Source organism: Paenibacillus sp. FSL W8-1187, assembly GCF_037965485.1.
In the GTDB taxonomy this organism is placed as follows: Bacteria; Bacillota; Bacilli; order Paenibacillales; family Paenibacillaceae; genus Paenibacillus_O; species Paenibacillus_O pasadenensis.
Window position 1 is genome coordinate 738,238 of sequence record NZ_CP150181.1, and the last position, 13,894, is coordinate 752,131.

10 protein-coding genes and 1 other annotated feature are annotated in these 13,894 nt (G+C 58.2%); all 10 genes read left to right on the forward strand.

Features of this window, described 5'->3' with window-relative positions:
• The first annotated feature begins 8 nt into the window (after positions 1-8).
• The 10 genes from rplA (at position 9) to fusA (ending at position 13,816) form a co-directional block, all read left to right on the forward strand.
• A complete protein-coding gene (rplA, locus tag NYE40_RS03225; protein ID WP_153782746.1) occupies positions 9-701 on the forward strand; it encodes a 50S ribosomal protein L1 in 693 nt (230 codons plus the stop codon).
• Positions 702-714: 13 nt separating this feature from the next.
• Positions 715-851, forward strand: a sequence feature (ribosomal protein L10 leader region).
• 62 nt (positions 852-913) lie between these two features.
• A complete protein-coding gene (rplJ, locus tag NYE40_RS03230) occupies positions 914-1,417 on the forward strand; it encodes a 50S ribosomal protein L10 (protein ID WP_028598187.1) in 504 nt (167 codons plus the stop codon).
• Between the two features lie 75 nt (positions 1,418-1,492).
• Positions 1,493-1,855: a 50S ribosomal protein L7/L12 gene (gene rplL, locus NYE40_RS03235; RefSeq protein WP_028598188.1), complete on the forward strand. Its 363-nt coding sequence runs from the start codon at positions 1,493-1,495 to the stop codon at positions 1,853-1,855.
• An 89-nt stretch (positions 1,856-1,944) separates the two neighbouring features.
• Positions 1,945-2,547, forward strand: coding sequence for a class I SAM-dependent methyltransferase (locus NYE40_RS03240; RefSeq protein ID WP_028598189.1), 603 nt, complete (start codon positions 1,945-1,947; stop codon positions 2,545-2,547).
• 433 nt (positions 2,548-2,980) lie between these two features.
• Entirely contained in the window at positions 2,981-6,526 is a 3,546-nt protein-coding gene (gene rpoB / locus NYE40_RS03245) for a DNA-directed RNA polymerase subunit beta (protein ID WP_028598190.1), read from the forward strand.
• Positions 6,527-6,557: 31 nt separating this feature from the next.
• Positions 6,558-10,181 (forward strand): DNA-directed RNA polymerase subunit beta', encoded by a 3,624-nt coding sequence (gene rpoC, locus NYE40_RS03250; protein WP_028598191.1) that lies wholly within the window; start codon positions 6,558-6,560, stop codon positions 10,179-10,181.
• 189 nt (positions 10,182-10,370) lie between these two features.
• Positions 10,371-10,601 carry a 50S ribosomal protein L7ae-like protein gene (locus NYE40_RS03255; RefSeq protein ID WP_028598192.1) on the forward strand — a complete coding sequence of 77 codons (231 nt, stop codon included), beginning with the start codon at positions 10,371-10,373 and terminating at the stop codon, positions 10,599-10,601.
• A gap of 160 nt (positions 10,602-10,761) precedes the next feature.
• Positions 10,762-11,181 carry a 30S ribosomal protein S12 gene (rpsL, locus tag NYE40_RS03260; protein ID WP_028598193.1) on the forward strand — a complete coding sequence of 140 codons (420 nt, stop codon included), beginning with the start codon at positions 10,762-10,764 and terminating at the stop codon, positions 11,179-11,181.
• Between the two features lie 50 nt (positions 11,182-11,231).
• A complete protein-coding gene (gene rpsG, locus NYE40_RS03265; protein ID WP_028598194.1) occupies positions 11,232-11,702 on the forward strand; it encodes a 30S ribosomal protein S7 in 471 nt (156 codons plus the stop codon).
• 38 nt (positions 11,703-11,740) lie between these two features.
• Positions 11,741-13,816: an elongation factor G gene (gene fusA / locus NYE40_RS03270; protein ID WP_028598195.1), complete on the forward strand. Its 2,076-nt coding sequence runs from the start codon at positions 11,741-11,743 to the stop codon at positions 13,814-13,816.
• Positions 13,817-13,894: the final 78 nt, after the last annotated feature.

Here is a 13,894-nt window from a genome sequence, read left to right on the forward strand (position 1 = left end):
AGTTCAACATGGCCAAGCATGGCAAGAAGTACCTGGAAGCCGCCAAGCTGATCGACAGCGAAGCGACTTACGAGCCGGCCGAAGCGATCGAGCTCGTGAAAAAAGCTGCAACCGCCAAATTCGACGAGTCCGTCGAAGTGGCAGTCCGCCTGGGCGTAGACCCGCGGAAACAAGACCAGGCCGTACGCGGTGTCGTCGTACTTCCGCACGGTACCGGCAAAACGAAGCGCGTCCTCGTATTCGCCAAAGGCGACAAAGCGAAGGAAGCCGAAGCTGCAGGCGCTGACTATGTCGGCGATGCGGACATGATCAACAAAATCCAGCAAGGCTGGTTCGAATTCGATGTCTGCGTGGCTACGCCTGACATGATGGCCGAAGTCGGAAAGCTCGGACGGATCCTCGGCGGCAAGGGCCTCATGCCTAACCCGAAAGCCGGTACGGTAACGTTCGACGTGACGAAGGCTGTTCAGGAGATCAAAGCCGGTAAGATCGAATACCGCCTTGACCGTGCAGGTCAAATCCATGCTCCAATCGGCAAGGTATCGTTCGATGCGGAAAAGCTGAACGAGAACCTCAAAGCGCTGCTTGACGCGCTGAACCGTGCGAAGCCGGCTTCGGCCAAAGGGGTTTACCTGAAAAACATCGCGGTATCTTCGACGATGGGACCTGGCGCTCGCGTCAACGTGTCCAACTTCCGCTAAGAGCTGCGATTCCAACTTCAGAACACGCATGCCTAAGACAGTAGGCGCCCTCCGGGCTTAATCTCCTACCGAGGTGTTATGATAAACGTTTCTCGGAAACGGACCATCATGGCCTTCGCTGTCTTGGCGGAGGCCTTTATTCATGCCCGGCATGATGAAGGTCGACCGATCGAAGGATGCACGAGATATTACTACGGGAGGTGTACACCAAAATGGCAAATGCAAAAGTAATCGAGTCCAAGCAGCAGCAGGTGGAAGAGATCTCCTCCAAGCTGAAAGCTAGCACGACGACGGTTGTGGCTGACTACCGCGGACTGAACGTGGCTCAAGTAACGGAACTGCGCAAGCAGCTTCGCGAAGCGGGCATCGAGTTCCAGGTTCTCAAAAACTCCCTCGTCCGCCGTGCGACGGAATCGGCTGAAATGGCCGCGCTGAACGAAGTTCTGACGGGCCCGACGGCAATCGCCTTCGGCGGCGACGACGTTGTCGCTCCGGCCAAGATTCTCAACGACTTCGCCAAAAAGAACGACGCCCTGAAACTGAAAGGCGGCGTGCTCGAAGGCCAAGTCGTAGGCGCGGACCAAATCAAGGCGCTGGCTGAGCTTCCGTCCCGCGACGGTCTCCTGTCCATGCTCCTCAGCGTCCTCCAAGCTCCTATGCGCAACTTTGCCCTCGCGGTCAAAGCAGTCGCAGAAAAGCAAGAGGCGGAAGCGTAAGCGAACGCAAATGCAAGCCGGCTTAGCCGGAATCGGATAGACCCAAAAAAATAAAACCCCAATGGAGGTTCACCCATGAGCAAAGAGCAAATTCTTGAAGCCATCAAAGGCATGAACGTTCTGGAACTGAACGATCTCGTTAAAGCAATCGAAGAAGAATTCGGCGTAACGGCTGCTGCACCTACGGTTGTAGCTGCTGGCGGCGGCGCTGCAGAAGTTGCCGAGCAATCCGAATTCGACGTTATCCTGACGAGCGCAGGCGCTTCCAAAATCAACGTCATCAAAGTCGTTCGCGAACTGACGGGCCTGGGCCTGAAAGAAGCGAAAGAAGTCGTTGACAACGCTCCAAAAGCAATCAAAGAAAAAGTATCCAAAGAAGACGCTGAAGCCGTTAAAGCGAAGCTTGAAGAAGCTGGCGCTGCGGTAGAAGTGAAGTAATAGCTGCCCCCGCGCAGCACGGAACCCCTTGGAACCTTTCCGGCTCCAAGGGGTTCTCTTTCTAATTAACGCGAAGGGAGCCATCCGGCATGGCGGAGCACTACTATTCCAAAACGCCCGATGCCAAGGAAAATCGGCAGCAGCATCAGACGACGCTGCGCGGCTTTTCGTTCCGGTTCTGGACGGACAACGGCGTGTTTTCCAAAGGGGGCATCGATTACGGGAGCCGCTTTCTCATCGAACAGATGCAGATCGGAGAAGCGGACCGGGTGCTGGACGTCGGCTGCGGCTATGGGCCGATCGGACTGACTGCCGCCCGGCTTGCGCCGAAGGGACAAGCGGTGCTGCTCGACATCAACGAGCGGGCGGTCGAGCTGGCGCGGGAAAATGCACGCAGCAATGAAATTGCGAACGTCGACATCCGGCAAAGCGATTTATACGAAGCGGCAGCCGGCTTGGAAAAGTTCGATGTCATCTTGACGAACCCGCCGATTCGCGCGGGCAAGGCGGTCGTGCACCGTATTTTCGAAGAAGGGGCGGAGCTGCTGAAGCCCGGCGGAAGCATGTGGGTCGTCATTCAGAAAAAACAGGGAGCCCCGTCGGCGGAAGCCAAGCTGCAGCAGCTTTTCGGCAAAGTCGTCGAGATCGGCAAGGACAAAGGCTTCCGCATTTTCAAGGCGATCAAGGGCTGACAGGCGCAAGCAGAAAGCGCGTGACTTGAAAAGAGACCCTATTCTCATTTTTCTTGACTCGCCCAAACGGTTGTGTTAATATTATAAAATGTCAGCATTAAAATAGGCGGAATCTCTTTAGTCCGCTAAAATGTCAAGAATTTTTTATTTGATGCCGCGCGCATACAAATCTGGTTTTTGACGTATAATGTTTAGATTTTGGGCAAAATTACATGATAGGAGACCGTCTCTCCTGCGGTGGCTCATCCGTGGAGAGGCCGAGGTTCCAGGCCGGAAGCATGCTCTTTTTTCGAACCCTATTCGATAAGGGCTTTTCTTTATTTACCACGCCGATCCTTGATTTCAAGCAGGAAGTCGATGGTGAACGGGCTGTGCGGTCTAGTCATGAGTGCGCTTATCAAGCTGAGAAGCAGACATGAGGGGTGAGGTTAAGTTGGCAGGACAACTTGTTCAGTATGGTCGACGCACGCGTAGGAGCTATAACCGGATTCACGAAGTGCTCGAGGTTCCGAACTTGATTGAAATCCAACAAAAGTCTTACGAGAAGTTTTTGGACAGCGATCTGCTGGAGCTCTTCCAGGACATTTCGCCGATCCAGGACTTCACGGGAAATCTTTCGTTGGAATTCATCGATTACAGTCTCGGAGAGCCGAAGTATTCGGTCGATGAGTCGAAAGAACGCGACGTTACGTATGCCGCGCCGCTGCGCGTTAAGGTAAGGCTCCTTAACAAGGAAACAGGCGAGGTCAAGGAACAGGAAGTGTTCATGGGCGATTTTCCGCTGATGACCGAGACGGGCACCTTCATCATCAATGGTGCGGAGCGCGTCATCGTCAGCCAATTGGTACGCTCACCCAGCGTCTACTTCAGCACGAAGGTCGACAAGAACGGCAAGCGCACCTACACGGCTACCGTCATTCCGAACCGGGGCGCCTGGCTGGAGCTCGAGACCGACGCCAAGGACATCATCTATGTGCGCATCGACCGTACCCGGAAAATTCCGGTAACGGTGCTTCTTCGCGCCCTCGGCTTCGGCACCGATGCCGAGATTCTGGACTTGCTCGGACAGGACGAGTACATCAAGAATACGCTGGACAAGGACAACACGGACTCGACGGAGAAAGCTCTGATCGAGATCTACGAGCGCCTTCGTCCGGGCGAGCCGCCGACGCTGGACAACGCCAAGAGCTTGCTCGTCGCGCGCTTCTTCGACCCGAAACGCTATGATCTGGCCAACGTCGGCCGGTACAAGATCAATAAAAAGCTTCATATCAAGAACCGCCTCTTCAATCAGCGCCTGGCGGAAACGCTTGTGGACACCTCGACTGGCGAGATTCTGGCCGAAGCCGGCCAGATGATCGACCGCCGCCTGCTCGACGAGCTGCTCCCTCATCTGGAGAACAAGCTCAGCAGCAAGGTGCACCAGGTCGCGGGCGGCGTCATGGATGCGAATAGTATCCCACTCCAGACGATCAGCGTATTCGCGCCGAACGAAGATGGCAAAATCATCAAAGTCATCTCCAACGACGTCATCGACAAATCCGTCAAGCACATCACGCCGGCGGACATCATTTCGTCGATCAACTATTTCATCAACCTGCTGCACGGCGTAGGCAGCACGGACGACATCGACCATCTCGGCAACCGCCGCCTCCGTTCCGTAGGCGAGCTGCTGCAGAACCAGTTCCGCATCGGCCTCTCCCGCATGGAGCGCGTCGTGCGCGAGCGCATGTCGATCCAGGACGCCAACGCCATCACGCCGCAGGCGCTCATCAATATTCGTCCGGTCATCGCGTCGATCAAGGAGTTCTTCGGCTCCTCGCAGCTGTCGCAGTTCATGGACCAGACGAACCCGCTGGCCGAGCTGACGCATAAGCGCCGTCTGTCCGCTCTCGGACCGGGCGGTCTGACACGCGAGCGCGCCGGCATGGAAGTCCGCGACGTCCACCATTCCCACTATGGCCGGATGTGCCCGATCGAGACGCCGGAGGGACCGAACATCGGTCTGATCAACTCCTTGTCCAGCTTCGCCCGCATCAACGAGTACGGCTTCATCGAGGCTCCGTACCGCTGGGTCGATCCGAAAACGGGCGTCGTCACCGAGCAGATCGCCTATCTGACGGCAGATGAAGAGGACAACTACGTCATCGCCCAGGCGAACGCGCTGCTCGGAGAAGACAGCCGGTTCATCGACGATCAGGTCATCGTCCGCTACAACAAGCAGGCCGACAACATCCTGACGATGCCGACCGAGCGCGTCGACTACATGGACGTCTCGCCGAAGCAGGTCGTTTCGGTCGCGACGGCGCTCATTCCGTTCCTCGAGAACGATGACTCCAACCGCGCGCTCATGGGCTCCAACATGCAGCGGCAAGCGGTGCCGCTCCTCATTCCGAAGGCGCCGCTCGTCGGCACCGGCATGGAGCACAAGTCGGCCAAGGACTCGGGCGTCTGCATCGTGTCCAAGCACGACGGCGTCATCGAGCGCGCCTCGGCCAATGAAATCTGGGTGCGCCGCGTCGAGAACGTCGACGGCAAGCAGGTGACGGGAGATCTCATCAAGCACAAGCTGCACAAGTTCACCCGCTCCAACCAAGGCACCTGCATCAACCAGCGTCCGCTCGCCCGCAAAGGCGATATCGTCAAAAAAGGCGACATCCTCGCGGACGGCCCGTCCACGGAGCAGGGCGAGCTCGCGCTCGGCCGCAACGTCGTCGTCGCGTTCATGACCTGGGAAGGCTACAACTACGAGGATGCGATCCTGCTCAGCGAGAAGCTGGTCAAGGAAGACGTATACACGTCCATCCACATTGAGGAATACGAGTCCGAAGCCCGCGACACGAAGCTCGGACCCGAAGAGATCACCCGCGACATCCCGAACGTCGGCGAAGAGGCGCTTAAAAACCTCGACGAGCGCGGCATCATCCGCGTCGGCGCGGAGATCAGCGCCGGAGACATCCTCGTCGGCAAGGTAACGCCTAAAGGCGTGACGGAGCTGACCGCGGAAGAGCGCCTGCTGCACGCCATCTTCGGCGAGAAGGCGCGCGAGGTCCGCGACACGAGCCTGCGCGTGCCGCACGGCACCGACGGCATCGTCGTCGACGTCAAGGTGTTCACCCGCGAGAACGGCGACGAGCTGCCGCCGGGCGTCAACCAGCTGGTGCGCGTCTACATCGCGCAGAAGCGGAAGATTTCCGAAGGCGACAAAATGGCCGGACGCCACGGCAACAAGGGCGTCATCGCCCGCATCCTGCCGGAAGAAGACATGCCGTTCCTGCCGGACGGCACGCCGGTCGAGGTCGTTCTCAACCCGCTGGGCGTTCCTTCCCGGATGAATATCGGCCAGGTGCTGGAAGTCCACCTCGGCATGGCGTGCAAGCGCCTCGGCATCCACGCGGCTACGCCGGTATTCGACGGAGCGCGCGAGTATGACGTCTTCGACACGATGGAAGAAGCCGGCATGCAGCGCAACGGCAAGACCGTCCTGTACGACGGGCGGACCGGCGAGCGCTTCGAGCGCGAAGTTACGGTCGGCGTCATGTACATGATCAAGCTGGCGCACATGGTCGACGACAAGATCCACGCCCGCTCCACGGGTCCTTACTCCCTCGTTACGCAGCAGCCGCTCGGCGGCAAGGCCCAGTTCGGCGGCCAGCGCTTCGGCGAGATGGAGGTATGGGCGCTGGAGGCATACGGCGCGGCGTATACCCTGCAGGAGATTCTGACGGTCAAGTCCGACGACGTCGTCGGCCGCGTCAAGACCTACGAGTCGATCGTCAAGGGCGAGAACGTGCCGGAGCCTGGCGTTCCGGAGTCGTTCAAGGTCCTCATCAAGGAGCTGCAGTCCCTCGGCATGGACGTCAAGATCCTCAACGAGAACGAGGACGAGATCGAGATGAAGGAAATCGACGACGAGGAAGAGGGCACGGGCGACAAGCTCAACCTGAACCTGGAAGGCGCCGAAGCAGGCGTGGAATAAGAGCCATACTTGAATGAAGGAGGGTTGCTCCTTGTTGGACGTGAACAACTTCGAGTACATGAAGATCGGCCTTGCATCGCCGGAAAAGATTCGCTCTTGGTCCCGCGGAGAAGTCAAGAAGCCCGAGACCATTAACTATAGGACGCTCAAGCCGGAGAAAGAAGGTCTCTTCTGCGAGAAGATCTTCGGACCGACCAAGGACTGGGAGTGCCATTGCGGCAAGTACAAGCGCGTGCGCTACAAAGGCGTCGTCTGCGACCGCTGCGGCGTAGAAGTCACTCGCGCCAAAGTCCGCCGCGAGCGGATGGGCCATATCGAGCTCGCCGCTCCGGTCTCCCATATCTGGTACTTCAAAGGCATCCCGAGCCGGATGGGGCTGGCGCTGGACATGTCGCCCCGCTCGCTCGAGGAAATCATCTACTTCGCCAGCTACGTCGTCACCGATCCGGGCGAGACGCCGCTGGAGAAGAAGCAGCTGCTCTCCGAAAAGGAATACCGCAGCTACCGCGAGAAGTACGGCTACGGCTTCCATGCCGGCATGGGCGCCGAGGCGGTCAAGAAGCTGCTCCAGGACATCGACGTGGAGCGCGAGCTCGACCAGCTGAAGGAAGAGCTGCGCACGGCCCAAGGCCAGCGCCGCAACCGCGCCATCAAGCGTCTTGAGGTCATCGAGGCGTTCCGCCATTCCGGCAACAAGCCGGATTGGATGATCCTCGACGTGCTCCCGGTCATTCCGCCGGAGCTCCGTCCGATGGTCCAGCTCGACGGCGGCCGCTTCGCGACCTCCGACCTCAACGACCTGTATCGCCGGGTCATCAACCGCAACAACCGTCTGAAGCGCCTGCTCGACCTTGGCGCGCCGGACATTATCGTACAGAACGAGAAGCGGATGCTGCAGGAAGCCGTCGATGCCCTCATCGACAACGGCCGCCGCGGCCGTCCGGTCACCGGACCGGGCAACCGTCCGCTGAAGTCCCTCAGCCACATGCTGAAGGGCAAGCAAGGCCGCTTCCGGCAAAACCTGCTCGGCAAGCGCGTCGACTACTCCGGCCGTTCGGTTATCGTCGTCGGCCCGAACCTGAAGATGTACCAATGCGGTCTTCCGAAGGAGATGGCGCTGGAGCTGTTCAAGCCTTTCGTCATGAAAGAGCTCGTGAACAAAGGCCTCGCGCATAACATCAAAAGTGCGAAGCGCAAGGTCGAGCGCGTCAGCGCCGAGGTGTGGGATGTGCTCGAGGAAGTCATCAAGGAGCATCCGGTCCTGCTGAACCGCGCTCCTACGCTTCACCGTCTGGGCATCCAGGCGTTCGAGCCGATCCTCGTCGAAGGCAAGGCGATCAAGCTGCATCCGCTCGTATGTACGGCCTACAACGCCGACTTCGACGGCGACCAGATGGCCGTCCACGTGCCGCTGTCCGCCGAGGCCCAAGCCGAAGCGCGCCTGCTCATGCTGGCTGCCGGCAACATCCTCAACCCGAAGGACGGCAAGCCGGTCGTCACGCCTTCGCAGGATATGGTCCTGGGCTCCTTCTATCTGACGATGGACAACAAGGAAGCTCTCGGCTCCGGCTCCGTGTTCGGCACGGTCAACGAAGCGATCTCCGCCTACCAGCGCGGCATTGTCTCGCTGCATGCGCGGATCTTCATTCCGGCGAAGGTGCTTCGCAAGGACGCCTTTACGGAAGAGCAGAACCGCTCGCTCATCTCGACGACGGTCGGCAAGGTCATCTTCAACGAGATCTTCCCGAGCTCGTTCCCGTACATCAACGAGGCGACCAAGACCAACTTGATGGACGGAACGCCGGATAAATACTTCGTCTACGAAAAAGGCGCGGATCTGAACACGTTCCTCGACAACGTGCCGCAGATGGGCGCCGTCGGCAAGGAATATCTCGGCCTGCTGATCGCCGAGTGCTTCCGCCTGTACCATACGACGCGCACGTCCATGATCCTCGACAAGATCAAGGAGCTCGGCTTCACCTACTCCACCCGCGCGGGCATCACGGTCGCCGTCTCCGACGTCATCGTGCCTCCGGAGAAGGTCGAGATTCTCAAGGAATCCGACGAGAAGGTCAAGATCGTCACGAATCAGTACCGCCGCGGCCTGATTACGAACGAAGAGCGCTACGACCGCGTCATCGAGATCTGGAGCAAGACCAAGGACCAGATTACGGACATCCTCATGAAATCGATGGACCGCTACAATTCCATCATGCTCATGGTCGATTCCAAGGCACGGGGCAACAAGTCGCAGATCACCCAGCTGGGCGGCATGCGCGGCCTGATGGCGAACCCGTCCGGCCGAATCATCGAGCTTCCGATCAAGTCCAACTTCCGCGAAGGCCTGACCGTCCTCGAGTACTACATCTCGACGCACGGCGCGCGTAAAGGTCTTGCCGATACGGCGCTTCGTACCGCCGACTCCGGCTACCTGACCCGCCGGCTCGTCGACGTCGCGCAGGACGTCATCGTCCGCGAGGACGATTGCGGCTCGGACAAAGGCATCACCGTCTCCAAGATCCAGGACGGCAAGGAAGTCATCGAGGACCTGTTCGACCGCATCGAGGGACGCTACTCGTTCGAGACCGTCCGCCATCCGGAGACCGGCGAAGTCATCGTTGCCCGCAACGACCTGATCGATGCTACGAAAGCCGATGCGATCGTGAACGCCGGCATCGAGAAGCTGCAGATCCGCTCCGTGCTGAGCTGCCGCGCCCGCCACGGCGTCTGCAAGATCTGCTACGGCCGCAACCTGGCGACCGGCAAGCATGTCGAGATCGGCGAAGCCGTCGGCATCATCGCGGCGCAATCGATCGGCGAGCCGGGAACCCAGCTCACGATGCGTACATTCCATACCGGCGGCGTTGCGGGCGACGACATCACGCAAGGTTTGCCGCGTATCCAGGAGCTGTTCGAGGCGCGCAACCCGAAAGGCCAGGCCATCATCAGCGAGCTCGACGGCGTCGTCAAAAGCATCCGCGAGACGAAGGACCGCCGCGAGATCGAAGTCCAAGGCGAAGCCGAGTCGAAAGTGTATCCGGTCAGCTACGGCTCGCGGATCCGCGTGATCGAGGGCCAGCATCTGGAAGCCGGCGACGAGCTTACGGACGGCTCCATCGATCCGAAGGAAATGCTGCGCATCAAAGGCATCCGCGGAGTGCAGAATTACATTCTGCAGGAAGTCCAACGCGTCTATCGGAACCAGGGCGTAGAAATCAACGACAAGCACGTCGAGGTCATGATCAAGCAGATGCTGCGCAAGATCCGCATCGTCGATGCGGGCGACACGAAGCTGCTGCCGGGAGCATTCGTCGACGTGCATGAATACGAGGCAGCCAACCGCGAGGTGCTTCTGTCCGGCCGCGAGCCGGCGGTCGCCAAGCCGGTGCTGCTCGGCATCACCAAAGCCTCGCTGGAGACGGACTCCTTCCTCTCCGCAGCTTCCTTCCAGGAGACGACCCGCGTCCTTACCGACGCCGCTATCAAAGGCAAGGTCGACCAGCTGCTTGGACTCAAGGAGAACGTCATCATCGGCAAGCTGATTCCGGCGGGTACGGGCATGAACCGTTACCGCAGCATCCGCTTCGTCGGCCAGGAGGACGAAATCCAAACGACCGGCGAGGAGCTCGGCGAGTCGGTCGCGGTCGAGTCCTAAGCCCAAGGCGGCAAGCTTCTCCAGAGCGGCAGCTGACCATGCCATGCGGTCAGCTGCCGCTGCTGCGAGGCTTGACATGCGGCGCGAAAGAATGGACGAGTCTTCTTGACATGGACATTCGACTAGTGGTAGTATATCGAAGTGTGCCTGTGACTGAACTCTTGTACATGGTTAGGGATGGTGAATCCTTTGGCTTACAAGATTGGCACGAAACAGACGACCAAGACGTTGGAATCGCGTCAAGCGATCGGCGTTTATGTGGCTCGGGATGCGGATCCTAAGCTCACTCGCGGCATTGTCGCGCAGAGCGAGAAGGACGGCGTGCCGGTCAGGTGGTTCGACAGCATGGCGGAGCTCGGCAAGGAATGCGGGATCGACGTCGGCGCTGCGATGGCCGCAGTCGTACTGGATGAAAAGTAGGAACGATGTTTTTGCCGGCAGGAAGATCGAGATTTCGGACGACTGCGCAGGCAAAAACTTTTGTTTGTCCAAAGATGAACCGCCTGGACCTGTGGGCTTAAATAATGAGCAGAATGCAGTTCAGCGTTTCATGAATTATGGGAAGGGGGTGGCAACCGACATGCCAACTATCAACCAACTGGTCCGCAAAGGCCGTCAAGCTAAAGTGGTCAAGTCCAAATCGCCAGCACTGCAACGGGGTTTCAACGCCCTGAAACGTGAGGCTACGGAAATCAGCGCTCCTCAAAAACGTGGTGTCTGCACCCGTGTAGGTACGATGACTCCGAAAAAACCGAACTCCGCGCTTCGTAAGTATGCCCGTGTTCGTCTGACGAACAAAGTAGAGGTAACGGCTTACATTCCGGGTATCGGTCACAACCTCCAGGAGCACAGCGTCGTGCTGATCCGCGGCGGACGTGTAAAAGACCTTCCAGGCGTACGCTATCACATCGTTCGCGGCGCGCTCGACACGGCAGGCGTGAACAACCGTAAGCAAGCTCGCTCCAAGTACGGCGCGAAGCGTCCGAAAGTGAAGAAATAAGATTCGATTCATTTATACCAATAAGTATGAGGGAAAGGGGGACTTGCTACATGCCACGCAAAGGTCCTGTAACAAAACGCGACGTACTGCCGGATCCGATTTACAACAGCAAGCTCGTTACGCGTCTCATTAACCGCATCATGATCGACGGCAAACGCGGTGTTGCTGCAACACTGCTGTACGATGCCTTCAAACTGATTCAAGAACGTTCCGGCAAAGATCCGATGGAAGTGTTCGAAGCAGCCCTGAAGAACATCATGCCTGTACTGGAAGTTAAAGCTCGCCGCGTAGGCGGCTCGAACTACCAAGTGCCGATCGAAGTGAAGCCTGAGCGCCGTACCGCTCTCGGTCTTCGCTGGCTCGTGAACTACTCCCGCAATCGCGGCGAGAGAACGATGGAAGAGCGTCTGGCTGCTGAAATTCTCGACGCATCCAACAACACGGGCGCTGCGGTTAAGAAGCGCGAAGATACGCACAAAATGGCAGAGGCGAACAAGGCGTTCGCTCACTACCGCTGGTAGAATCCTAAAGCAGTACCAATTTGAAAGGAGACATTCCAATGGCAAGAGAGTTCTCCTTGGCAAATACGCGTAACATCGGGATCATGGCGCATATTGATGCGGGCAAGACCACGACCACGGAACGGATCCTGTTCTACACAGGCCGTACCCACAAAATCGGCGAAGTGCATGAAGGCGCGGCGACGATGGACTGGATGGAGCAGGAACAAGAGCGCGGCATCACGATTACGTCTGCCGCGACGACTGCTCAGTGGAAGGGCAACCGCATCAATATCATCGACACCCCGGGACACGTTGACTTCACCGTTGAAGTCGAGCGTTCCCTGCGCGTATTGGACGGGGCGGTTGGTGTATTCAGTGCGAAAGAAGGCGTAGAACCTCAGTCCGAAACCGTATGGCGTCAGGCTGACCGTTACAACGTTCCTCGGATTGCTTACATCAACAAAATGGACATCATCGGCGCGGACTTCCTGAATGTCATCAAAGACATGCGGGAACGCCTGCAAGCCAATGCTGTTGCGATCCAACTGCCGATCGGCGCCGAGAACGATTTCGTCGGCGTGGTCGACCTGGTGGAACGCGTCGCCTACAAATACAAAGACGACCTCGGCAAAGATCCGGAGCAAGTCGAGATCCCAGCCGATCTGGTCGATCAAGCAGAAGTACTCCGTGCGGAACTGGTTGAGAGAGTGGCCGAGCTGGACGAAGAACTCATGATGAAGTATCTGGAAGGCGAAGAAATTTCCGTTCCAGAACTTAAAGCAGCGCTCCGCAAGGGCGTTGTCGAAGTGAAGATCTTCCCTGTCATCGCTGGCTCCTCTTACCGTAACAAAGGCGTGCAAATGATGCTGGATGCCGTAGTCGACTACCTGCCGGCTCCGATCGACGTTCCAGCGATCAAGGGCACCCTTGAAGACGGAACCGAGACGACTCGCGAGTCTTCCGACGAAGCGCCGTTCGCGGCTCTCGCATTCAAGATCATGACGGATCCGTTCGTCGGAAAACTGACCTTCTTCCGCGTTTACTCCGGCGTATTGAACTCCGGTTCCTACGTTGTCAACGCCACGAAGGACAAGCGCGAGCGGGTCGGCCGTATTCTTCAAATGCATGCGAACAGCCGTCAGGAGATCAGCTCGGTCTACGCCGGCGACATCGCCGCAGCCGTAGGCCTTAAAGATACGACGACGGGCGACACGCTTTGCGACGAGAAGAATCCGGTCATCCTTGAATCCATGAACTTCCCTGAGCCTGTCATCCAGCTCGCGGTCGAGCCGAAAACCAAGGCTGACCAAGACAAGATGGGCATCGCTCTGCAGAAGCTCTCGGAAGAGGATCCGACGTTCCGCGCTCATACGGACGAAGAAACGGGTCAAACGATCATCGCGGGCATGGGTGAGCTTCACCTGGAGATCCTCGTTGACCGCATGCTCCGTGAATTCAAAGTAGAGACGAACGTCGGCAAGCCGCAAGTCGCTTACCGTGAGACCTTCCGTCAAGCGGCTAAAGTCGAAGGCAAATTCGTTCGTCAATCCGGCGGCCGCGGTCAATTCGGCCACGTATGGATCGAATTCGAGCCGCTCGAGCCAGGCAGCGGTTTTGTCTTCGAGAACAAAGTCGTCGGCGGCGTCGTTCCTCGCGAATTCATCGGCCCGACTCAAGCGGGTATCGAAGAGGCCATGAAAAACGGTGTCCTCGCCGGCTTCCCGCTCGTCGACATCAAAGCTACGATCTTCGACGGTTCGTACCATGACGTCGACTCCTCGGAGATGGCGTTCAAGATCGCAGGCTCCATGGCCCTCAAAGCCGCGAAAGACAAATGTAAGCCTGTCATTCTCGAGCCGATCATGAAGGTCGAAGTCACGATTCCGGAAGAGTACATGGGCGACGTCATGGGCATGCTGAACTCCCGTCGCGGACGCATTGAAGGCATGGATTCGCGCGGTGGCGCGCAAATCGTACGTGCCAAGGTGCCTCTTGCCGAGATGTTCGGTTACTCCACGACTCTGCGTTCCGGTACTCAAGGACGCGGCGTGTTCTCCATGGAGCTGTCGCACTATGAAGAAGTTCCAAAATCGATCCAGGAAGAGATTGTCTCCAAGAGCAAATCGGAGTAATCTCAAGATAGGTTCGCTGTGACAGGCCGTGCCTGCCGCTCGAGCGGTGAACGGTCTGTCACCTAACATAAACTTTCC